This is a genomic window from Thermonema lapsum, assembly GCF_011761635.1.
Lineage (GTDB): Bacteria > Bacteroidota > Bacteroidia > Cytophagales > Thermonemataceae > Thermonema > Thermonema lapsum.
This window is the reverse complement of sequence record NZ_JAASRN010000007.1, coordinates 15,372-39,200: the sequence shown is the minus strand read 5'-3', so window position 1 is coordinate 39,200 and position 23,829 is coordinate 15,372. Positions and strand designations below refer to the sequence as shown.

At 48.1% G+C, this 23,829-nt stretch carries 18 protein-coding genes, 1 pseudogene and 1 riboswitch; of the genes and pseudogenes, 15 read left to right on the top strand and 4 right to left on the bottom strand.

Going from position 1 to position 23,829, the window contains the following annotated elements; translation table 11 throughout:
* Positions 1–9 precede the first annotated feature (9 nt).
* Positions 10–1,977: a PP2C family protein-serine/threonine phosphatase gene (locus tag FHS56_RS11410; protein ID WP_166920939.1), complete on the top strand. Its 1,968-nt coding sequence runs from the start codon at positions 10–12 to the stop codon at positions 1,975–1,977.
* Positions 1,978–1,993: 16 nt separating this feature from the next.
* Here FHS56_RS11410 and recG read toward each other — a convergent pair whose 3' ends face one another.
* Positions 1,994–4,093 carry an ATP-dependent DNA helicase RecG gene (recG, locus tag FHS56_RS11405; protein WP_166920937.1) on the bottom strand — a complete coding sequence of 700 codons (2,100 nt, stop codon included), beginning with the start codon at positions 4,091–4,093 and terminating at the stop codon, positions 1,994–1,996.
* Positions 4,094–4,224: 131 nt separating this feature from the next.
* On the opposite strand from recG, the gene FHS56_RS11400 reads away from it, so the two are divergent.
* The 5 genes from FHS56_RS11400 to smpB all read left to right on the top strand — a co-directional run bounded on the left by FHS56_RS11400 (position 4,225) and on the right by smpB (position 9,810).
* On the top strand, positions 4,225–4,833 hold the full coding sequence (locus FHS56_RS11400) for a ribonuclease HII (protein ID WP_166920980.1): 609 nt from the start codon (positions 4,225–4,227) through the stop codon (positions 4,831–4,833).
* An 85-nt stretch (positions 4,834–4,918) separates the two neighbouring features.
* Positions 4,919–6,028: a glycine cleavage system aminomethyltransferase GcvT gene (gene gcvT, locus FHS56_RS11395; protein ID WP_166920935.1), complete on the top strand. Its 1,110-nt coding sequence runs from the start codon at positions 4,919–4,921 to the stop codon at positions 6,026–6,028.
* 9 nt (positions 6,029–6,037) lie between these two features.
* Positions 6,038–6,769 (top strand): 2-phosphosulfolactate phosphatase, encoded by a 732-nt coding sequence (locus FHS56_RS11390; protein WP_166920932.1) that lies wholly within the window; start codon positions 6,038–6,040, stop codon positions 6,767–6,769.
* Positions 6,770–6,794: 25 nt separating this feature from the next.
* Positions 6,795–9,329 carry a YfhO family protein gene (locus FHS56_RS11385; protein WP_166920930.1) on the top strand — a complete coding sequence of 845 codons (2,535 nt, stop codon included), beginning with the start codon at positions 6,795–6,797 and terminating at the stop codon, positions 9,327–9,329.
* A 10-nt stretch (positions 9,330–9,339) separates the two neighbouring features.
* Entirely contained in the window at positions 9,340–9,810 is a 471-nt protein-coding gene (gene smpB / locus FHS56_RS11380; RefSeq protein ID WP_166920978.1) for an SsrA-binding protein SmpB, read from the top strand.
* 362 nt (positions 9,811–10,172) lie between these two features.
* Here the strand turns inward: smpB and sppA are convergent, their stop codons facing one another.
* The gene (sppA, locus tag FHS56_RS11375; protein WP_166920928.1) at positions 10,173–11,924 is read right to left on the bottom strand and encodes a signal peptide peptidase SppA; all 1,752 of its coding nucleotides are present in this window, start codon (positions 11,922–11,924) and stop codon (positions 10,173–10,175) included.
* 70 nt (positions 11,925–11,994) lie between these two features.
* On the opposite strand from sppA, the gene folK reads away from it, so the two are divergent.
* The 4 genes from folK (at position 11,995) to accD (ending at position 15,144) form a co-directional block, all read left to right on the top strand.
* Entirely contained in the window at positions 11,995–12,492 is a 498-nt protein-coding gene (gene folK / locus FHS56_RS11370) for a 2-amino-4-hydroxy-6-hydroxymethyldihydropteridine diphosphokinase (protein ID WP_166920926.1), read from the top strand.
* Positions 12,493–12,516: 24 nt separating this feature from the next.
* On the top strand, positions 12,517–13,104 hold the full coding sequence (locus FHS56_RS11365) for a thymidine kinase (protein WP_166920924.1): 588 nt from the start codon (positions 12,517–12,519) through the stop codon (positions 13,102–13,104).
* A gap of 81 nt (positions 13,105–13,185) precedes the next feature.
* On the top strand, positions 13,186–14,244 hold the full coding sequence (locus FHS56_RS11360) for a class I fructose-bisphosphate aldolase (RefSeq protein ID WP_166920922.1): 1,059 nt from the start codon (positions 13,186–13,188) through the stop codon (positions 14,242–14,244).
* A gap of 51 nt (positions 14,245–14,295) precedes the next feature.
* Complete coding sequence (gene accD / locus FHS56_RS11355) at positions 14,296–15,144, top strand: acetyl-CoA carboxylase, carboxyltransferase subunit beta (RefSeq protein WP_166920920.1); 849 nt, start codon at positions 14,296–14,298, stop codon at positions 15,142–15,144.
* A 206-nt stretch (positions 15,145–15,350) separates the two neighbouring features.
* Here accD and FHS56_RS11350 read toward each other — a convergent pair whose 3' ends face one another.
* Together FHS56_RS11350 and FHS56_RS11345 are read right to left on the bottom strand one after the other, a co-directional pair.
* Entirely contained in the window at positions 15,351–16,085 is a 735-nt protein-coding gene (locus tag FHS56_RS11350; RefSeq protein ID WP_166920918.1) for a rhomboid family intramembrane serine protease, read from the bottom strand.
* A gap of 91 nt (positions 16,086–16,176) precedes the next feature.
* Positions 16,177–17,067: a pirin family protein gene (locus FHS56_RS11345; RefSeq protein WP_166920916.1), complete on the bottom strand. Its 891-nt coding sequence runs from the start codon at positions 17,065–17,067 to the stop codon at positions 16,177–16,179.
* Positions 17,068–17,394: 327 nt separating this feature from the next.
* Between FHS56_RS11345 and FHS56_RS12080 the strand changes: the two are divergent.
* The 5 genes and pseudogenes from FHS56_RS12080 to FHS56_RS11320 all read left to right on the top strand — a co-directional run.
* Positions 17,395–17,559: pseudogene (locus FHS56_RS12080) on the top strand (PhnA domain-containing protein); the annotation flags it as partial.
* Between the two features lie 58 nt (positions 17,560–17,617).
* Positions 17,618–17,805, top strand: a riboswitch (cobalamin riboswitch).
* Between the two features lie 108 nt (positions 17,806–17,913).
* A complete protein-coding gene (locus tag FHS56_RS11335; RefSeq protein ID WP_166920912.1) occupies positions 17,914–19,788 on the top strand; it encodes a TonB-dependent receptor plug domain-containing protein in 1,875 nt (624 codons plus the stop codon).
* 26 nt (positions 19,789–19,814) lie between these two features.
* The gene (locus tag FHS56_RS11330) at positions 19,815–20,852 is read left to right on the top strand and encodes a DUF5074 domain-containing protein (protein WP_166920910.1); all 1,038 of its coding nucleotides are present in this window, start codon (positions 19,815–19,817) and stop codon (positions 20,850–20,852) included.
* A 228-nt stretch (positions 20,853–21,080) separates the two neighbouring features.
* The gene (locus FHS56_RS11325) at positions 21,081–22,664 is read left to right on the top strand and encodes a S41 family peptidase (RefSeq protein ID WP_243844219.1); all 1,584 of its coding nucleotides are present in this window, start codon (positions 21,081–21,083) and stop codon (positions 22,662–22,664) included.
* 143 nt (positions 22,665–22,807) lie between these two features.
* Entirely contained in the window at positions 22,808–23,773 is a 966-nt protein-coding gene (locus FHS56_RS11320; RefSeq protein ID WP_166920908.1) for an alpha/beta hydrolase, read from the top strand.
* Positions 23,774–23,829: the final 56 nt, after the last annotated feature.

The following is a 23,829-nucleotide window of genomic DNA, read 5'->3' as shown; positions in this document are numbered from 1 at the left end:
GCCCCCTTAATGTTGGTAAAAGACAGCTTACAGATTCAAAACCTCGAAGGACCGTGGGCTTTTTTTTGGCAGCAATACCTGTTGCCAGCGCAAGCTGCCCGGCAAAAAGCCGACACGCTCATGTTTTTGCCCGCTGACTGGAGCAACTACGGTTACAGTGTGTTTGGCTATGGTACTTACTACACCCAAGTGTTGCTTCCTGCTTGTGAGGAGTCATGGATGCTGGAAATCCCTAACATAAGCAGTGCTTATCGCCTCATTGTCAATGGCGATACACTCGCACAAGGGGGCATACCAAGCAGCCAGCGAGAAACAGAAGTCGCCGACTACCGTCGTCGGTGGGTGGAAATACCCAAGTCGTTGGGCGATACCCTGCAGATAGTGATTCAGATAAGCAATTTTCACTACAACCGCTCGGGCATATACCTCCCGCTTATGATAGGCAGCCGCCCCCTGATGCAAAAGAAATTCAAGCATGCCCGCAATTGGGAAATATTTTCCATGGGGGCGCTTTTTTTCATGTTTTTCTATCATTTGATGCTTTATTTTTTCATGCCTACCTACCAAAAAAAGGCAGTTCTTTGCCTTGCTTTGGCATGCTTGCTTTTTCTCATCCGTTTGCCGGTGGTCAACTCTGGCACACAACTGGTATTTGACCTTATGCCTTCGGCTTCATTTGCCCTGCTATTACGGGTGGAAGTGCTGACTGTCCTTCTAGGGGCTTCCTTAATCGTTTTGTTCATCCACAGTCTTTTTCCAGAAGAAACCAGGTGGAAAGTAGAGCGCGTCATCTTGCTTTTGTCTGCTTTGATGAGCCTGACGGTACTGCTAACACCCGCTTACATTTATGGCTACCTGCTGCCGCCAATTTACCTGATGCTTGCATTCAGCTATACTTATGCGATTATCCTCACCTACAAAGCGTGGCATAAAAAACGCAGCGGCGCTTCTTGGATTATGCTTGGTTATGTTCTCATCGCATTGCTGATGAGTTTGGAAATACTGTTTTTCTTGGGAGTTTTGCCTTTGCCTTACGGAAATACCACTTCGCTGGGCATGTTTCTGTTCCTGCTGACGCAGTCCATCGCTCTTGCGCAAATCTTCTCCGATGCATTCAACAAAGTAGAGCGCCTATCATCCACTCTGGAAAGCAGCGTGCAAGAGCGCACCATAGAGTTACAAATGCAAAAAGAATATATGGCGCAACTCAATCAGAGCCTGATGGACAGCCTGCAATATGCCAAGCGCATACAAACAGCGGTGCTCCCAGATGAAACAGAGCTCAAACGCCTCTTTCAGGATGGCTTTGTACTTTATTTGCCCAAGGCAGTAGTCAGCGGGGACTTTTACTGGTTATACGAAGAAGACCATACGGTGTGGGTGGCTGTAGGCGACTGCACCGGTCATGGGGTACCGGGCGCTTTTATGGCTTTATTGGCAAAAAATGCATTAGACAGTGTCATTATTCAGCAAAGAACCGATACGCCTAAAGAAGTACTCGAGCGATTGGATGTTTACTTGCGTGCCCAGCTTGGGCAAAGCAACGTCCGGCGTATACAAAGACAAAACTATGACGGTATGGTGCTGGCACTCTGCAAGATTGACAAAAAGCAAAATCAACTTGTATTTGCCGGTGCAGAGCGACCACTATGGCTCATACGCAATAAACAATTGCAATGCTGGGAAACCGGACGCGAGCTCATTGCCGGCTACACCCAACAACATAAACATTTCGAAGAGATTAGCATTGCACTTCACCCCGGCGACAAACTGTATATGTTCAGCGATGGTTTTGTGGATCAATTCAACGAATCTACTCGTAAGAAGTTCTCAAAGCAACGTTTCGAAGCCCTGCTCATCGATATATCAGACCACAGCATGCAAGAACAAAAAGACATTTTATTTGCTACTTTTGAACGTTGGCGAGGCAAAAGCCCTCAAATCGATGACGTGATAGTAATGGGCATAAAATACTAATAAGCCCCACTGAGTATCAGCTAATGCGTGCCCAATTCAGCTTTTCGGCTGCCTGCATTTGCACATGCTTCTTGAGCAGCGCATGTTCAGGGGCTTGCAAGGTAGGGTCGGCTGCCAACAGCTCTTCCACTGCTTTTTTTGCTTTCTCAATGATAGGATAATCCTTCGCCAAGTTGGTAAACATCAGGTTCAATCCGCTTTGACGCGTGCCGGTGATGTCGCCGGGACCCCGTATTTCCAAATCCACATTGGCAATTTCGAAGCCGTCGTTGCTCTCCACCATAGTACGTATGCGGCGGCGCGCCTCGGTGCTCAATTGATTGCCTGTCATCAATATGCAATAGGACTGCTCAGCGCCACGCCCCACCCTACCCCGCAGCTGATGCAGCTGTGCCAAGCCGAAGCGCTCAGCGTTTTCAATAATCATCACACTGGCATTGGGCACATTCACGCCCACTTCGATAACGGTAGTAGCTACCATGATTTGCGTTTCGCCACGAGCAAAACGCTGCATTTCATAATCTTTGTCTTGGGGGCGCATGCGCCCGTGCACAATACTGACGTGGTACTCGGGAAATGCCCTGCGGATACTTTCATAGCCATCCATCAGGTCTTTCAAGTCTAAGCTCTCCGACTCTTCAATGAGCGGATAAACAAAATATGCTTGCCTACCTTTTTTCAGCTCCTCACGCACAAACCCAAAGACGCTGAGGCGGTGTTTGTCGTAGCGGTGAATGGTGCGTACAGGTTTACGCCCGGGGGGTAATTCATCAATTATCGATACATCCAAGTCGCTGTAAAAGGTCATAGCCAACGTACGAGGAATAGGGGTCGCTGTCATTACCAGCACGTGCGGATGTATGCCTTCATTTTTTTGCCACAACTTAGAACGCTGTTCTACGCCAAAGCGGTGTTGCTCGTCGATGATGCTAAGCCCCAAGTTCTTGAATTGCACGCTGTCTTCGATAAGGGCATGTGTGCCTACCAGCAAATCAATTTCGCCGGATTGTAGCCCGGCAAGTAAAGCACGCCGCTCGGCTTGGGGGGTAGAGCCCGTAAGTTTGGCTACTTTGACCGGCAGTTTTTCGGCAAATTCACAAAAGCTTTTGTAGTGCTGGTCTGCCAATATTTCGGTGGGAGCCATCAGGCAAGCCTGTGCGCCGCTGTCTATGGCTATGAGTGCAGCAATGAAGGCAACCACCGTTTTACCACTGCCTACATCGCCCTGCACCAAGCGGTTCATCTGCCTGCCTGACTTCATGTCGGCATAAATTTCACGCAGCACACGACGCTGTGCATTGGTCAGGCGAAATGGAAGCACTTCTTCTATGAAGCGGCGCGAAAGCTCCACTTTATCCAGAATTTGCCCTGCAAAATGCTGTTTACGATAGATTTTAGCCTGCACCAAATAGAGCTGAAAGAAAAATATTTCTTCGAACTTCATGCGTTTTTGAGCCTGCTCGAGCAGGTAGCTGCTTTTGGGGAAGTGTAGTTGTGCCAAGGCTTCTGCTTTGGGCAGCAAATCATAACGTTGCCGAATAGAAAGAGGTAAAGGGTCTTGCACATGGGGCAAAGCTGCAGGCAACAGGTTTGCTATCAGGCGGCTGATGCCGCGGCTGTCCAAGCCTTTGCGTTTGAGTTTCTCGGTGCTGTGATACACCGGTCGCAAGCCCAGCTTGTCATCCCCCTGATAAGGCTCTATTTCAGGGTGCGGCATGGTATAGGTGTTTTGAAACAGCTGCACGCGTCCATAAGCCACATATTCAATGCCGGGCTTCAGTTGTTTTTTAATCCAATCTATTTTTTTGAACCACACCAATTCTATGATACCAGTGCCGTCGTAGAAATAAACAATGAGGCGACGTTTGGCACCACTGCCTGCCTCTTCCATGCCCCGTATCATACCTTTCAGTTGTACATATTTTTCTTCTTGGGACGTGAGCTCCTTGACCGTAGCAAAAGACGTGCGGTCTTCGTAGCGGAAAGGCAGGAATTCAAGCAGGTCGCGAAAGGTAAAAATGCCCAATTCGGTATTGAGCATCTGAGCCCGCTGTGGTCCTACCCCTTTGAGGTATGCAATGGGAGTGTCCCAATAAGAAGAGGCGGTTTTGTCCATCGACTTTTTTAGTTGATAGCCAAACAAAGATATTCAAAAAAACAAGGATGCTACCCGGTAGTGGCATTGTTGCTGCCGAGCTTTCTGTGTACCTTTGGGCATTCTATTATTCATTAGCTGATGGTTCTGGCATGTTGCTTTCACGGTATACTCAAGAGTGCATAGAGGTAGGCGTCGATGAGGTGGGGCGTGGTTGCTTAGCCGGTCCAGTAGTAGCTGCTGCGGTGGTGCTTCCTGATTCCTTTTGCCTGCCTTCCCTCAATGATTCCAAACAACTGAAAGAACAAGAGCGTATTGAGTTGGCAAAAGCTATACGCGCACAAGCCATCGCTTATGCCATTGCCGAAGCTTCGGTCGAAGAGATAGACCGCTACAACATACTGCAAGCTACTTTTCTGGCAATGCACCGCGCGTTGGATGAGCTCTTTGCCCGGCTTTCACCTCCCCCCGATTTGATACTGGTGGATGGCAACCGTTTCAAGCCCTACCCTTTCGTAGCCCACCGGTGTATAGTAAAAGGCGATAGCCAGTATGCTTCTATTGCAGCGGCTTCTATATTGGCAAAGGTGTATCGCGACAACCTAATGAAGAGTCTTGCACAGCAATTTCCTGAGTATGGCTGGGAAAGCAATGTAGGTTACCCTACGTCGGCTCACAAGCGTGCCATTGCGCAATATGGTATGACTCCTTGGCACCGCAAAAGCTTCAAGGTACGCCTGCCGTCCAACGCAGAGGGCTAAGACTTATCTTCGAAAGAAAAGGTTCTGTGTTTTTCATTCGATTATTTCTATTTTTGAAAAACTGTCTTTCCGAAAACAGCAATCTATGCAAACACAAGAATTGAAGCACATACCATTGGAACGGCTGCACCAAACCATGGGTGCCAAGATGGTAGAATTTGGGGGTTACTTGATGCCCGTAAGATACACATCCGAAAAACAAGAGCATCTAAATGTACGCGAAAACGTAGGGGTGTTCGATGTCTCTCACATGGGTGAGTTCTTGGTAAGCGGTGCACAAGCCTTAGATTTCATTCAGTGGGTAAGTGCCAACGATGCTTCCAAGCTAAGCATCGGCAAGGCGCAGTACTCCTACCTACCCAATGCGCATGGCGGCATCGTGGATGACCTGCTCATTTATCGCCTCGACGAACAAGAATACATGCTGGTGGTCAATGCTTCCAATATCGAAAAAGACTGGAACTGGCTGCAGACTCAGCTTGAGCGCTTCCCGCAGGTTCAGATGCGCAATATCTCAGAGCAGGTAGCCCTTTTTGCTGTGCAAGGACCACGCGCCGCCGAAGCAATACAGCGCCTTACCGATACAGATTTAAAAAGCATCCCCTATTACCATTTTGAAATTGGCACTTTTGCCGGCGTGGGCGAAGTCCTCATTTCGGCAACCGGATACACCGGCGCAGGGGGGTTCGAATTGTATGTGCCTGTAGAACATGCCGAAGACGTATGGAATGCTATTTTCGAAGCCGGCAAGGCGTTCAATATACAGCCGGCGGGGTTGGGCGCACGCGACACGCTGCGTCTGGAAATGGGCTATTGCCTCTATGGCAACGACATCGACGACCACACCTCGCCACTCGAAGCCGGTTTGGGCTGGGTTACCAAGTTCAGCAAGCGCTTCGTTGCCGACGAAATTCTGTTAAAACAAAAAGAAGAAGGCATCAAACGTCTGCTCACCGGTTTTAAAATGATAGACAAAGGAGTGCCACGTCAGGGCTTTGAAATAAAGAACCAATCGGGCGAAGTAGTGGGCAAGGTAACTTCGGGCACACTGTCTCCTTCGCTCAATGTAGGCATTGGCTTGAGTTACCTGCCTGTGGAACTGGCAGTCGAGGGCACTCACCTCTACATAGATGTACGGGGTCGCCAACTGGCTATTGAAGTAGTCAAGCCGCCTTTCATCAAAAAGCAGAACTAAGTCAAGCGCATGAAGATAGAAGTATGTATGTCGCCTGATTTGCTCCCGCACTACGATGCCGGGGGCAAGTGTGTGGTGGTTATCGATGTGTTGCGTGCTACCTCTTGCATGGTTACCGCATTGGCACATGGTATAGAAGCCATCATTCCGGTAAAAGAAATAGCCGAGTGCCGCCAATGGCAACAAAAAGGCTTACTGGCAGCCGGTGAACGCAACGGACAAAAAGTAGAGGGCTTTGACTTGGACAATTCGCCTTTCAGCTATATGCAGGAGGCACTCAAAGGGCAGACCATTGCCGTAACCACCACCAACGGCACCACTGCCATCGAAGCAGCCAAAGGCAAAGCAGCCCATATTTTAGTAGGGGCATTTCTGAATAAATCAGCGGTTATTGATGCTTTGCGAAGATTCAAAAAAGACGTACTGTTATTATGTGCCGGCTGGAAAGGGCGCGTCAATATGGAAGATACGCTCTTTGCCGGTGCCATTGTTGCCGGCATGCCCGAAGCCTACATCGAAGATGACGCCGCACTCATAGCTGCCGACCTGTATCGCTTGCATCGGCACAACAAAATGGAAATCATGCACCACTGTTCTCATGTGCAACGTCTCAAGCGTTTGGGCATAGAGAAAGACATCGATTTTTGCCTGCAGGAAGATGTTTACCAGGTGGTTCCTGTCTTGCAGGAAGACCGCTTGGTGCCGCTTGCTGCCCATACGGCATCCATTTCACAACTATAGCCATCAACCAAACCGTCATTTACATATGAACCTGAAACGCATAGGCATTCACATAGGGGTTGCACTGCTTTTTCTGCTGATAGCCATCGTCTATATGCCCGAAGTGCTGCAAGGCAAGATATTGCTTCAGCACGATATTCTGCAAGGCGAAGGGGCTTCGCACCAAAACGAACTGTTCCACCGTCAAACAGGTGAACAGCCGCTATGGGCAGACAACTTGTTCAGTGGTATGCCCGGCTACTTTGTGTATATGAAGACCCCCACAAGCCTTCCCTCTACCATTGGGCGCATGCTCTTCTTTGACATGGGGCTCAACCCTGCCAACTTCCTATTTTGGGCTATGCTGTGCATGTACTTGGCAGCCTACTTGTTGGGTGCCTCACCAGCAGTGGCAGTGGTCTGTGCGCTTGCCTATGCATTCGGAAGTTACAACATCATCAGTATTGAGGCGGGACATATATCTAAAGTCATTGCCATAGCCACCCTACCCGCTATGGTGGGTAGTGTTATTTATGCCTACCGGCAACACAACAATGCCTACCGCCTCTTGGCACTGTCGTTGTTGCTGTTTTTTACGGCTATCCATCTTTATAGCAATCATATACAAATCAGCTACTACGGAGCATTGATGCTGCTGCTGTATTTCTTTTTTGAATTGTACTTGCAATTGCGTGCCAAGGCATGGAAGTCCTTTCTCTACACTTCTCTGCTGCTTGTAGCAACTGCCGGCTTGGCGTTGAGTACCTACAGCACTCGTCTGCTCACTACTTATGAATACAGCCGCTATTCTATCCGCGGAAAATCGGAGCTATCAAACTCGCCTCTTGCCATTGTTTACCCCGAAAAGAAAGATTCACTGCAAGCAGCTGCCTCCCAAAGGGACGGCTTGGATATGGACTATGCCTTTCAGTGGAGTTATGGCAAGACAGAAAGCCTTACGCTGCTTATTCCCCACTTTATGGGAGGTGGCAGCACCAGCGGACTGGACACTCAGTCCCACACATACAAAGCATTGGTGCGGGCAGGCGTTCCCCCCTCGGCAGCTGCTGGTTTCGTAGGGCAAATTCCCCTCTATTGGGGCGAGCAACCTTTCACTGCCGGTCCCGCTTACTTGGGTGCTGTCTTTTTGCTGATATTCTTATTTGCATTTTTGAGTAGCCGCCATCCGCTGCGCTGGTGGGCAATGGCTTCGGTTGTGCTTTTGCTTATGATTGCCTGGGGAAAAAACTGGCTTTGGTTCAATGAATTGATGTTCCGCTACTTTCCGCTTTTCAACAAATTCCGGGCGGTTACCATGACTCTCACCCTGCTGGCATTGCCCATGGGCTTGATGATAGCGCTCTGGTGGAAAGAGTGGCAACAGCAAGGTTTAAATGCAGAATGGCAAGCTCGTAACCTGCGTATGCTGACCTACGCTGCTGCTGCTTTGGGAGGCTTGGCGTTGTTGCTGGCAGTTGCTGGGGGCGTGTTCTTCAGTTTCTCAGCGCCACAAGACAACCGGCTTATGGGCTACCTTGCGCAAGTCTTTGGCAATGAATCTACGGCATGGAGCATTATAGAAGCCATACGCAGCGACAGGCAAGCTATGATGCAAGCCGATGCATGGCGCAGTGTGATTTTTATTGCACTGGGGAGCGCTTTGCTGTGGTGGCTGGTGCGCCATCCAAAACAACAGGCTGTCTGGTGGGGCTTAGCCTTGCTTTGTCTCATTGACCTTTGGACAGTGGACAAAAAGTATTTGAACAAGGAAGACTTCCGCTCGAAGTATGAAAGAGAGCGCTTTTGGCAAGCCACCGACACAGACAAGCAAATATTGAAAGATACAAGCTATTATCGCGTGCTTAATCTGACTGTAAGCCCTTTCAACGATGCCACTACTTCTTACTGGCACAATTCCGTAGGGGGCTATCATGGTGCCAAGTTGCGTATCTATCAAGACCTGATTGAAGGTTATTTGAGCCAACAGCAATGGCATATCTACGATATGCTCAATACCAAGTACATCATCGTGCAAACGCCCGAAGGGCAAAAACAAGTACAGCGTAACGAAAAGGCACTTGGAGCTGCCTGGTGGGTAGAACGCTGGCAGTGGGCAAACAATGCAGACGAAGAGTTTCGCACACTGAAAGACCTGCAACCTGCCACTGAAGCCGTGCTGCGCAAAGAATATCAAACAGCCTTGGAAGGGCTGGAGCCAGCCCCCATAGACTCAGGCGAATACATCCACATTGTACGCCAAGAGCCACATCGCTATGTATATGAAACGCAATCGAAGCGCGAGCGACTGGCTATCTTTTCGGAAATCTACTACCCCGAAGGCTGGAAAGCCACCATCGATGAGAAAGAGGTGCCCATCCTGCGGGCAAACTACGTGCTACGGGCATTGCGTATCCCCGCTGGAAAACATAAAGTGCGTTTTGAGTTTAAACCAAACGCTTACGAAAAAGGGCAAACCATAGACTTAATAGCATCTATTCTATGGTTGGCAGGCATTTCTACTACACTCTTCTTTGCCGTGCGCATGCTGCGTTCTTCTTCCCATCAAGAACAAAAACCATAAAGGAATGTCTATGTCATCAAAGAAAAAGTTTGAATTCTCGAAGAGCGTAAACATCAAGAATAAAAGGGCTTACTTCGAATACCACATATTAGACACTTATGAAGCCGGCATTGTTTTGACCGGCTCGGAAATCAAATCTATTCGTTTGGGAAAAGTGCAGCTGCAGCAAGCCTATTGCTACTTCGACAAGGGCGAACTGTGGATAAAAGACATGCACATTTCGCCCTATGAACAAGGCGGGCACTACAACCATGAGCCCATGCGTCCGCGCAAGCTGCTGTTACACAAACGAGAACTGCGCAAACTCAAAGAAAAGCTCGAAGAAAAAGGACTTACCCTCATTCCTACCCGTCTTTATATCAACGACCGTGGCTGGGCAAAGGTAGAGATTGCTCTGGCACGCGGTAAAAAGCTCTACGACAAACGGGAAACCATCAAAAAACGAGAGCAAGAGCGTGAAATCGCTCGTAAAGAGTGGTAGCATTTATTAGAATTGTTGCCAAATTGTACCAAAACAACTCTACTTTCCGAAACTTTTAAACACAAAGCACACAAAGGACTTCATGAACCTACTGACTCTTGGTTTTCTCTGTGTTTAAAATCATTTTTTCGGATTTTAGAGTATCTAGCACATCCTCGATTTTATCGTGCAGCTGCACAAAGTAAAAACTGCACAGGGCTTGTAAAAACTTGCCTTCAGAGCGTATAAAGAGAAAAGTTCCCCTGCGCTCTGAAGGCTTACTTTACCGATAGTGAAACCCATTACTTTCTCCGCAGGGCTTTTACCTACGGCAGACTTTAACCGCCAATCTTCCTCCTTTTTTGCATCGGCGGTTGCTTTTTTTACCACAGAAAGCGCAGCTCGAAAGGCAGGCGCGCCTGCACTCCCTCCCAGCGTTTCACCTTTTCTAAAGGTGAAATCAATAAGCGGTATTCTTCCAGCGCTTCCGCCAACAGGGCTTTTGCATGGGCGCCTCCGAGCAATTTCTCTATCCAAGCTTTTTTTCCGGGATAAAAACGCACCCGGTAGTCATCGCCCACGCCCGCCATAGTGGCAGCAATACGCACGGCGTCGTCGTAGCTACCCAGCAAATCTACCAAACCACGTTCTTTTGCTTGTACACCGCTCCATATTCTACCCGAAGCCACCTCTAATACTTTCGCGAGGGGCATTTTGCGACCTTCGGCAACTTTAGTCGTGAACAGCTCATAGCCACGCTCTATTTGCGCTTGAATGATGGCTTTTTCATCTTCACGGATAGGACGCGTGGGATTGGCTAAATCGGAATACTTGCCAGTGGTTACCTGTTCAGTGGTTACGCCCAGTTTGTCGTTGAGCAGCTCGTGGGCTTCAAAAAGTACTCCAAAAATACCAATAGAACCGGTCAGGGTGGTAGGACGTGCCACTATGGTATCGCAATTCATTGCTATATAGTACCCCCCCGAAGCCGCCAAATCAGACATAGACGCCACAATGGGCTTTACTCCCCTGGTGAGACTTACCTCACGCCACATCTTGTCGGAACCCAGTAGGCTACCACCGGGCGAGTTGATACGCAATACAATGGCTTTTACATTTTTGTCTTCGCGAGCCTTCTTTATTTCTTTGGCTATCTCTTCGCCGTTGATGACGTCTAAGTTCTCTTGTCCGTCCACTATTTCGCCTTCTGCCACAATGACCGCAATGCGGTTTTTAGTTGTCTTACCCCCTCCTTGTTTGGCTTTTATGTATTTGTTCACCGAAATGTAATTGATTTTATCTTCTGCACCTATGGCTTTCTTAAGGCTTTCTTCCATCTCATCGGCATATGCCACGTGGGTCACCAAGCCCAAGCGCTGTGCATCTTGGGCAGAACGCACTAGCATGGAGTCGGCAATGGCACGCAACTCTTCCACACGCTTACTACGGTTTTTTGCTATTTTTTCCAAGTAAACTTGATAGATACTATTCAGGTACTCGGTAAGCTGCAAGCGGTTTTCTTCGCTCATGTTGTCGCGCAAGAAAGGCTCCACAGCGCTTTTGAATTGCCCCACTCGAAAGACCAAGGGCTTTATGCCTAATTTCTCCATCATTTTTTTCAGAAAAACCACCTCTACCCGCAAGCCATTGAACTCAACCAATCCCACAGGATTTAGGTAGATGCTGTCGGCAGCCGAGGCTACCAAATAGGCACCTTCGGAATATAGGTCGCCATAGGCATACACTTTTTTGCCCGACTTCTTAAAGTCTATAATAGCATCATGCAGTTCTTCGAGAGTAGCCATGCCCGCCATGGCAAGACCTCCTTTCAAGCAAATTGCCTGTATATTGTCATCCTCTTTGGCTTGTCGAATTGCCTGCAAGGCATCTAATAGACCGATGCTCCCCCCTTCGGCAAAAGGCACGGGCAGGTTCAATTCTTCAAAAGGATTGTCCTGCGTGCGCTCGCGGAAGCGTGCATCTAAAGGCAGCACCAATACCGACTTTTCTTTTACCACTACTTCTTCTGCATCGAACGCGGCGCCTACAAGCCCTCCCAACAAAAAAACACCCAACAGTGCAACCAACACTATGGCAAGCATGGAAGCTAAGGTGTACTTCAAGAAAGATTTCATATTACTTGTAATTTTGGCGTCTACAATAACAACGATATGGCAAGATAAGTTATTTTAAACAATGGAAAACATGCAGCGTATTTTTTTGGGATTAGGCAGCAATGAGGGCAACTCATGGCTTTTTTTACACCAAGCCCGTAGCCTCATAGCTTCGGAGGTGGGATGCATAGTCCGGGCTTCTGCCATCTACCACACAGCTGCATGGGGCGTGGAAAATCAAAACGACTATCTGAATCAAGTCATAGAAATAAGCACCCAGCTCCCGCCCCTGAAGTTACTTGAAAAGATACTGAACATAGAACAGCGGCTGGGCAGAAAGCGCCTCATACGCTGGGGAAGCCGCACCATCGACATAGACCTGCTTTATTACGGACATCTTAGCCTCGACACCCCCGAACTCACCCTACCACATCCACACATTCCCGAGCGGCGCTTTGTGTTGATACCTATGGTCGAAATAGCCCCGGATTTCGTGCACCCTGTTTTGCAAAAGAAACAAAGCGACTTGCTGCAAGTCTGTCCTGACAACGGAAAAGTAGAAAAAGCCACAGACGCTTTTCTTCCCTAAATCACTATCTTTGCCCCAAAAACCATGTTTGTTGAGCCTCACCTGAACCAAGCCCCTGCCCCTGTCGGCTGGATAGAAGTGATTTGCGGCGCCATGTTTTCGGGCAAGACGGAAGAGCTGATTCGCCGCATCCGTCGTGCCAAGATAGCCAAGCAAAAAGTGGGGATTTTTAAACCAGCCATCGACACGCGCTATCACCACGAAGACGTGGTTTCGCACAACGCTAACTCCATCCCTTCGGTACCGGTGGCAAATGCTGCTAACATATTACCACTGGCTGCAGAGTATGAAGTAGTAGGTATCGATGAAGCACAGTTTTTTGATGAACAATTGCCCCAAGTGGCTACTACCCTTGCCAATCAAGGCAAAAGAGTCATTATTGCAGGACTGGACATGGACTACCAAGGCAAGCCCTTCGGCTGCATGCCCGAGCTCATGGCTATTGCCGAGTTCGTAACCAAAGTACACGCCATCTGTGTGCGTTGCGGGGCGCTGGCTTCCTACTCATTCCGCAAAGTAGCTGCCGCCGACACCATCTTACTGGGCGAAACCGATAGCTATGAACCCCGCTGCCGTCGCTGCTTTATTTCCGAGACATCGCAAAGGCAATGAACCAAATGCTTCTTTTCTAAAAATCACTATATTTGCTCGGTCGCATTAGGCGCCTTATGTTGTACAAAACCGAAGTAAACAATGGCTTACAACACTGTTCTTGAAGTCTTAGGCAAAGAAGCAGAAGAGCTGCTCTCTCACGAATGTAAAACCATCTCGAAGGAGATGCTTCATCGCCCGGGTCCAGACTATATCGACCGCGTGTTTGTGCAGTCGAACCGTAGCCCGCAAGTGCTTCGCAGCCTAGCAACCCTCTTTGGTCATGGTCGCTTAGCCAACACCGGTTATCTGTCTATTTTACCTGTAGACCAAGGCATTGAGCACAGCGCCGGTGCTTCGTTTGCGCCTAACCCCATTTATTTCGACCCCGAAAACATCATCAAACTGGCTATTGAAGGCGGCTGCAATGCCGTAGCCACCACCTTCGGCAACTTGGCGTTGATGTCGCGCAAGTATGCCCATAAAATACCGTTCATCGTAAAAATCAATCACAACGAACTGCTCACTTACCCCAATAAGTACGACCAAGTAATCTTTGGCTCGGTAGAAGAAGCATGGAACTTGGGTGCCGTAGCCGTAGGCGCTACTATCTACTTCGGCTCGGAAGAGTCAAGCCGTCAAATCCAAGAAATAGCCGAAGCCTTCGAGCGTGCTCATGAGTTGGGTATGGCTACTATTTTGTGGTGTTATCTGCGCAACAACAACTTCAAAAAAGACGGCGTGGACTATCACACCGCTGCCGACCTAACCGGACAAGCCAACCATTTGGGTGTAACCATCCAAGCCGACATCGTGAAACAAAAGCTGCCCACTAACAATGGTGGTTTCACGGCGCTGAAGTTTGGCAAAACGCACGAAAAAGTATATTCGGAACTTACTTCCAACCACCCCATTGATTTGTGCCGCTATCAGGTAGCCAACTGCTACATGGGACGCATCGGGCTTATCAACTCGGGCGGCGAGTCGAAGGGCATGTCCGATAAAGCCGAAGCCATTCGCACCGCCATCATCAACAAGCGTGCCGGCGGTATGGGACTTATCATGGGTCGCAAAGCCTTCCAACGCCCCATGAACGAAGGGGTGGAGCTGCTGCACGCCGTGCAAGATGTGTACCTTGCCAAAGAAATAGATTTAGCCTAATTTTAAAGAAGGGCTTCGTGCCCTTCGCTCTTTCACCAAATACCTGCGACTATGTCTTGGTTTATTAGAAAAGAAAAAAATATTCAAACGCCTACAGAACAAAAGAAAGAAGTGCCCGACGGCTTGTGGCACAAATGTGGGCATTGCAAGCAGGTAATGTTAGCTGCCGACCTCAAAGCAAATGCTTATACCTGCCTTCATTGCGGCTTTCATGAACGCATAGGCTCTAAAGAATACTTCGAGCTGCTTTTTGACGATGGGCAATTCACCGAATTGAACCCCCATCTGGAATCAGCCGACCCGCTGAATTTCATAGACAGCAAACCCTATCCGCAGCGAATCAAAGAGGCACAAGCCAAAACTGGTTTGAAAGATGCCGTGCGCACTGCCTATGGCAAAATGAACGGCATAGATTTGGTTATCGCCTGCATGGACTTTTCGTTTATTGGTGGCTCTATGGGTTCGGTAGTAGGTGAAAAAGTAGCACGTGCCATCGATTTTGCTCGCGAAAAACGCTATCCGCTGCTTATCATCTCACGCTCGGGCGGCGCCCGCATGATGGAAGCAGGCTTCTCGCTCATGCAAATGGCAAAGACCTCTGCCAAATTGGCTTTACTCGATGAAGCTGGTGTGCCCTATATCTCTTTACTCACAGACCCCACTACCGGTGGTGTAACCGCCTCTTTTGCCATGTTGGGTGATTTCAATATAGCCGAACCGCAAGCACTCATAGGCTTTGCCGGTCCGCGTGTGATTCGTGAAACCATAGGCAAAGACCTGCCGAAGGGCTTCCAAAGTGCAGAGTTTGTTTTAGAACATGGTTTTCTGGATTTTATTGTGGATAGGAAAGAGCTAAAAGACGAACTCACAGCCCTTTTGAAAATGATTTGGGTGAACTAAGTCATCACAACTTATCTTAAACATACACCAAAGCCGTATGCCTTCTTTCCAAGACATGCGGCTTCGTTTTTATTTGCTTCATCGACTTATTTTTATTGCCCTTCTTTCTTCCGGGAAAGGATAAAACAGAAGCCTAAGCCAATAAGCTGCCTTCCTAATTATTCTATACTGCCAACGGGGGAAAACACAGAAAAAGCTGCCCGTTACTAATAATAATTCCGGTAGCGATAATAATAGGCTTCGGGGCTGTCGTCACACTCTCTACAATAGCGGTGGAAGCGACTATTGACAAACAAGCGGTAAAGAGCTACCCCCGCAACAAAGCCACCTATGTGTGCCCAGAAAGCAATACCGCCCCCCATAGAGTCAGCAAAAATCGAAAGCGTGCCACTTGCCAGCTGTCCTAAGAACCAAAAAAGCAGATACACAAAAGCAGGTATTTCAAAAAAGTAAGGTATAAAAAACAAAGGCACCAAGAAAACGATACGGCTATGTGGGAACAAGAACATGTACGCTCCCATAACTCCCGAAATAGCTCCCGAAGCGCCCAATGCTGGCACCGGTGAATACATATTCACCAAGTAGTGCGTATAGCTTGCTGCCACACCGCAAAGCACATAAAACAAGAGATAGCGCCCATGCCCCATGCGGTCTTCCACATTATCACCAAAAATCCACAAAGTCCACATATTGCCAATAAAGTGTGCCCATCCACCATGTAAAAACATGTTGGTAAGAAACGGATAATAATCCCCCCAACTTAGCAAATCCTTGTAGTAGGTGAACTTTTCCGGCACCAAGCCAAAAACCCGAAAAAAGAGCTCTATTTCATAGGGCGATAATTTGAGCTCATAAAGAAAAACCAGGGTGTTCAGAATGATGATTGAAATATTCATGAACGGAATGCGCCGAGAAGGGATGGTATCTTGCAAAGGGAACATAAACCAGAAATATTTTATAGAAAGGGCAATCTAAAAAATACAACCTCTATATTCAAGTCTTTGCGCCCTCTTGATTGCCCTTTTTTTATTTTTAGTCCTGCAAATATCCAAACTTGCCGGCATTAAAATCTGCTATAGCCTGCTTGATTTCTTCGAAAGTATTCATCAAAAAAGGTCCGTAATGGGCAATAGGCTCATGGATAGGTTCCCCACTCATGAGCACCAATTTGGCAGCCGGTGTTTCGGCACGCACCTCAAAGTATTCCCCTTCGTTATCCATCAGCGCTATACAATGAGACGGTACTTTTTCGCCATTCACTGACACCTCCCCCTCTATCACCAACAACAGAGTGTTGTAAGTGGCAGGCAAGGAAAGCGATAGGGATGCCCCTTGGGCAGCCAGCTCCACACTCCACAGCTCTATAGGGGTGAAGGTACGCGCAGGTCCTTCGACACCTTTGTAGCTACCAGCAATTACATACACGGCACTCCCTTGCGCATCCAAAACATACTTGCCCTGCTGTTCGCGGGTAATGGACTGATAACGCGGGGCTGTCATTTTATAGCGGGCAGGCAAGTTCACCCACAATTGCGCCACATGAAAGATGCCCCCCCGTTGAGAAAAGGCACGCTCATGATATTCTTTATGCAATACCCCACTGCCGGCAGTCATCCACTGCACATCCCCGGGACCTATCACACCAGCATTGCCGGCGCTGTCGTGATGAGCCACAGCCCCCTGAAAGACAAGTGTTACGGTTTCAAAGCCTCGATGTGGGTGCACCCCCACGCCACGAAGATGGGAAGTAGGCGAAAAATAGTGCGGTGGGTTATAATCCAACAAAAAGAAGGGGCTCACACGCTGCTTAAGGTTATACCCTCCCGGGAAAAAGTTGCACATACGAAACCCATCACCTACCATGTGGGGCGAAGGAGGTACTAAAATCTTTTCTATTTGCTTTGTTTTCTTTGTTACGTCCATAAAAACTCTTTTTTGTTTTTTTGAATAAGAAAATAACTCAAAAAAGTGAATAGTCAATGTTCTAACATTAAAAACAAAGCAATGGTTTTTATCTTTTAGCATAATTCAATACAAAGAGACGGTTGGCTTGATTTTCACAGCAAAATACCTCAATTTATAGAGCGAGCAAAAAGAGGTCTGCAAACATACATCTGCTCCCTCTTGCCAGTCGTCCCAAGTCTATATTCAACGACAGCCCCTATGCCTGCCCAGAATGTGGACACGTGTAGAATCCAACAGAGAAGATAGAAGCTCGCTTGCAAAAAATAGAAACGTGCCAATGGCAATGAACTGCACGATGACAATACCCTCATGCTCGTCAAAGACTTGGCGGTCAAACGCATTCCCAAGCCTGTGAAGACAGGCAATAAAGTCAAAAACACACGACTCACGGAGGATAAGCAAAATACAAGCTACGAAATAACAGTTTTGAGCTACGGCTTTAAAGTCTGATTTTGTAAAAAAAGCAAAAGAAATCAAGGGCTTGGCGAAATCAAAAAATTGCATAAATTTGCCCTACCAAGTAGCAGGTAGCGCCACAAGCGCTTGAAAAGGGAATCCGGTGCAAGTCCGGAGCTGTCCCCGCAACTGTAAGCCTCAAAACAGGCATGCACCAACCACTGCCACTGCCCCACGTTGGGGTGGGAAGGCGGTGCATGTGAGGCAAGCCAGGAGACCTGCCTGCTACTTCAGCGTTTTCAGAGCTTTCGGGGCAAAAGCACTGAAATGACAGAGTCTGCTTTAGCACTTTGCTCATTTCGTGAATCCCCCAAGCTTTGAATGGCGGTCATTCAAAGTAGTGGGTGTATGTGGCGTTTATTTTATTTTCTCTTCATCTATGGATGGCTTGGATTGCCTTTTTGGCTTTGGGCACAGTCCGACAGCACACAGGCTTATAGACTGCAGGAAGTACTCATCACCGCACTGCCCTATGAGCGTTATGGCGTGGGCTTGCAACGAATCACCCCCGACAGCCTACTTGCTTCCTACTTGCCAGCACAAAGCGTAGGCGACCTGCTGCTCCAATACCCCGATGCGTATATCAAAGCCTATGGTAGTGGCATGCTCCAGAGCATCAGCCTGCGTGGAACCGCAGCCGGACATACCGCCGTCTTATGGAACGGGGTCAATATCAACTCACCCACTTTGGGTGAAGCCGATTTTTCTACGCTTCCTCTGAGCAGTGCCTATCAACTGCACATCATACAGGGCGGAAGCAGCCCCTTGATAGGGAGCGATGCCATTGGCGGCGCCATCCTTCTGGAATCAAACGAACAAAGCAGCCGACTAGCACCGAGTCTCCGAGTGGCTTATCGCAGTACCCAGCAGTGGACCGGACAGCTGCAAAGTGGTTGGCAGGCTTCGGCACGGCTCCATGGCTTCAGTCAAGTCTATGGCAGCTACTCGCAAAATGTCTTTGAAAACCGACTGATTAAGCCCCATCGCAAAATAGACTACGCCCCCTTTCATTTTTTTGGAACACGCCAGGAGCTTTTTTACCAAATAAAAGAGCAGGCACAATTAAACTTTTACAGCTGGTATCACGAGTACGACCGTATTTTACTTAGCAACCGTGCACGGCAACTGGATAAAAACCTACGCTTGCTGCTGCAGTACCGAGACCTACATCAGCTGGCGCAGCTTTCTTTTGTGCGCAATTTCTTGAACTACAACGAAAGCAGCCAAACCAACACCTCACAATGGCAGGCACAATACCAATATGAGATAACGTGGAGCAGGCAGCTTAGCAGTCGAATAGGTGCCACCGGCACGCTGGTGCAAACCGATGTGGATAACTACGAAGGACACCCCCAACGGCGGCAGGTAGAGACCTTCGTCTTTACTCAATGGGAGCCTTCTGCCCGTCTGCATATCGCTTTTAATTTGAGAAAAGTGTGGGTAAACGCCTATGCCCCCCCTTTGTCTCCCTCGCTGGGCTTTGATTACCTGCTATTTTCTACAACTATGCTCAACCTAAAAACGGGCGGAAGTGCATCATTCAACTACAAGCTGCCATCGCTCAATGCTCTTTATTGGCAGCCGGGCGGCAATCCTGATATAAGACCGGAATCGGGCTTCTACAATAATTTCTATATACGCCTGCAACACCGTAAAGAAAAACAGCAATGGCAGCTCGGTGTAGAAGGATTCCGCAATCATATCAACGACTGGATTCTTTGGCAACCCGTTCCGCAAGGATATTGGGCACCCAGCAATGTCAGAGAAGTATTGTCTTGGGGCATACAAACATCACTATCTCACACGCAAAACACAAACCGTATGCTCTTTTCGCAAGAACTGCACTACACCTTTACCCGCGCCCTGAACCAAAAACCTACCGACAATGGCGACCAAAACAGTGTGGGTAAGCAGTTGCCCTACGTGCCTGAACATAGGCTTAGTGGAATGCTGAAATGGAAACACCACCGCAACTGGCTGGTCATTGTCAATGGGCAGTGGACCGGTCCACGCTATACCACTACCGACAACAGCTACAGCTTAACTGCCTTTTGGACCGCCGACCTGCATATGGGCAAACAGTGGCAAGCCAACTACGGTCAATGGAGCCTGCAAGTAGGTGTCTTAAACCTCTTCGATAAAGCCTACGAGCAAATACAAAATCAACCCCAACCCGGGCGACAGTATCAAGTATCCTTGCAATTTTCTTTACAATCTAAATAAAACGTCAAACTCAAACAGTCAAAGCCATGAAGAAAATCAACCGTCTGTTATTGTGGTTATTGGTGGGCGTAGCAGCCCTCCAACTCACCGGCTGTAGTAAAAAAGACGAAGCTGCCGGCTCTTATGTGAATGGTACTCTTGTGTTCAACGAAGGCAACTTTTTAGAAGGGAACGGAAGCGTAAGCTTTCTAAAAAAGGGCGAAAACAGTGCCCAAAACAACGTATTTGAAACAGAAAACAACACCCCCGTAGGGGGCATTATTCAATCTGCCCGCAAATACGATGACCGCATTTACATCGTAACCAACAACCAAAACTTTGTGCGAGTAGTGAACGCCGCCACTCTCAAGTTGGAACTCACTTTGCAGGAAGGCTTAGACAACCCCATTGACGTAGCAGTTATCAACGGTAAAATTTATGTAACCAACTGGGGTCCTATAGACAAAGCCTTTGGCAGCAATCCAGAATCGTTTGTAGCTATATACAATGCCAACAGTGGTGTCTTTATTAAAAAAGTACCTTTGACGGTACGTCCACAGGGTATTTGGGCATACAGCAGAAGCAAAGTGTTCGTGGCTGGCGCAGGCAGCAACATCATCAAAATACTGAACTCCAATACCGATACCTTCGACGGAGAAATAACCGTAGAAGATGGTCCTGAGCGTTTCGAAGCCGACGAGCAAGGCAAGTTGTGGGTAGCTTGCAGCAGTGGTCATTTGGTACGCTTCAACCCTGCCACCAACACTGTGGAAAGAACCATTGCCGTGAACCTAAGCAGCTACCCGGTACGCATTGCAAGCAACGGCGAAAGCATATTCTACTTCAGGGGCAACAAAGTGTACAAAATCAATGCTGCCAATCCGGTGGCTCCTACCACGCCTTTTGCTGAAATCAATGAATTCACTTCGTTCAATGGCATTGGCGCCGACAAAACCACTGGACACGTATATGTAGGCGAAGCTGTGTACACCCGCAATGGTGGTGTAAAAGTAATTGACAACAACGGACAAGTAATCAGCAGCTTCACAGCAGGCATTGCGCCCAATACTTTCATTGTTCAGTAGAGATTTCAGCTACCACTCCACAGAGTACTACACTACTCTATAAAAAAGGGTGTGCACACTGTGCACGCCCTTTTTGTTTTGGCTTTTGTGCTAAACTAACTGCCTCTTTTGATTGTTTGTATTTTAGCGTAGGCTTTTGAATTTTCACCGCTATTCTAATTTTCTTTATCTTTTATACACGCTTTTGCTCTTTTTTTGTTTGTTTAATAATTGAACCTGTTTGCAATCATGATGAAAAGCACAGCTGCCATTCCTGTCATCATTGCCCTTTCTGTTTCGCTGGGCATACTCATTGGCGCTACTTTTTTCCATGCCCAAGGAGAGAACACCCCACGCAAGCGATACCCCAAAATAGAGGAAGTGCTCTCCTATATCGACTTGTACTATGTAGATGAAGTAAACATCGATGAACTCACCGACTACTCCATAGAAAAGCTCCTTGAAAAGTTAGACCCGCACTCTGCCTATATCCCCGCCGAAGAAACGGAACTTGTCAATGCCGACCTGGAGGGGGCTTTTGAAGGCATAGGCATAGAATACATGCTGCTTAATGACACCATAGAAGTAGTAACCCCACTCACCGGCGGACCTGCCGAACAAGTGGGGCTACTTGCCGGCGATAAAATCATACGCATCAATGGTGAAAACGTTGCCGGTATAGGCATAGACCATCTGGGAGTATTCAAAAGGCTGAGAGGCAAAAAAGGCACCCAAGTAACCGTAGAAGTAAAAAGACAGGGCATAGACCGTTTGCTTAGCTTCACCATCATTCGCGACCGCATCAACACCCAAAGTGTCTATGCCTTCATGCTTGACAAACACACGGGCTACATCAAAATATCGAATTTCGCTGCCAATACCCATCACGAATTTCAAGAAGCGCTTAAGGAACTCAAGCGCAAAGGCATGAAACAGCTCATTTTGGACTTGCGCGACAACCCGGGCGGTTATCTTGACCGTGCCACCGACATCGCCGACGAGTTTCTGCCGAACGACTACCTCATTGTATATACCGACGGACGCGGCACGCGCTTCGACTCTAAAATAAAGGCGACTAATCGAGGGCTATTCGAAAAAGACAAGCTGGTGGTGCTTGTCAATGAAGGTTCTGCTTCTGCCTCTGAAATAGTTGCTGGTGCCCTCCAAGACAACGACCGCGCTTGGGTCATAGGACGACGCACCTTTGGCAAAGGACTGGTGCAAATGCCCATTGACCTGAAAGATGGCAGCGAGCTGCGTCTTACCATCTCACGCTATTATACCCCCAGCGGGCGGTGCATACAAAAACCCTACGACGGCAACAAAGCCCATTATGAAGAGGAACTATGGAAGCGCTATGAGAGCGGTGAGCTGTTGCGCCCGGATAGCGTTCATTTTGCCGATTCGCTAAAATTCAAAACACGCAAAGGACGTATTGTTTACGGTGGCGGAGGCATCATGCCCGACTTCTTCGTGCCAGTTGACACAGGCGCTCTTGCCCGCCTCAAAAGCGAAGTGTATGCCAGCGGAGTATTACAAGAGTTTGCCATACGGCATGCCCCGCAAATCAATAAAAAAAGTTACACAGCTATTTCGTTCCAAGAACAATGGCAACTGCCCGATTCTTTATGGCAATCCTTGCTTTCGAGTCTCTCACAAAAGGGCATCGATACTACGCTCTTGAATAATAACAGCGCAAAAGCCTCCCTATCTCACGAGCTGAAAGCACTCATTGCAAGACAACTATGGGGATACGAAGCTTTTTATTACATCCTCTACCAAGAAGACCCCTTTGTCAAAAAAGCCATAGAAATACTTCATATGCCCGAATAAAAGCTTAACATAAATACAATCTTTGCTTAAACATTACACACCTAAGAGATGATGAGGCACAGGCTTTTTTTTTTCAATATTTTTGCACTTTATTGCGATAAAGTTTTGATATTTCGTTTTTTCTCAAAAGAAAGAATACAATTATGCCTTCCATACAGCACAATCTTTTAAAACTATCCTTAAAGACTGCCGGCTTGGCTTTCAGCTTCAGCAAACCGAGCGTGCAAGGAATGCGCAGTCTTTTGGAGCTCATGAGTCTTTACACTTACATGCCATGGGGGGTGCACTTCCGTACACTAGACATCGACGGTATGTATGCCGAATGGATTACACCTTCCGACGCCCGCCCCGAAAAGGTAGTGCTATATCTTCACGGCGGCGCCTATGCTTTGGGGTCTCCCAATACCCACCGGGCTTTTGTAGGGCATTTAGCTAAGGAAATTGGCGCCAATGCCCTGGTAATTGATTATCGCAAAGCACCGGAAAACCCCTTCCCTGCCGCATTGGAAGATGCTGTCAAAGCCTATGAATGGCTCTTACATGGGGACTACCTGCCCAAAAACATTATCTTAGCCGGTGATTCGGCAGGTGGTGGTTTGTCGTTGGCTACGCTGATTAACTTACGCGACAAGCAAATGCCCCTTCCGGCAGCCGCCCTGCTTTTTTCGCCTTGGGTAGACCTCACCTTGAGCGGGGAATCCATTCTCAGGAACAGAGACAACGACAAAATACTGGAAGCTTGGGAACTACATGAAATTGGCGATGACTATGCCGGCGCCTATTCTTTGGACCATCCCTTAGTGTCGCCGCTGTTTGCCAATTTAGAGGGCTTACCACCTCTACTTATACAAGCAAGCGACGGCGAAGTGCTTTATAGCGATGCCACCCGCCTGCGCGACAAAGCCGAAGCTGCCGGCGTGCGTGTAGAGCTTCAAATATGGCATGACCTCATTCACTGGTGGCATTTGTTTGGCAAGTTTTTGCCCGAAGCCGTAGAAGCCATAGAAGAAGCCGCACGCTTTGCACGCAAGGTGTGGAAAATTGGTGAGTTTGAGCATCGCTTGAAACTCACGGAAAATCAAAACCAAGACGACAAAGCTGTTGCCTAATCTCCTGCTTGTTAGAGGCTTCTTGTATATCCAGAACACATAAAAAAAGCGTGTGG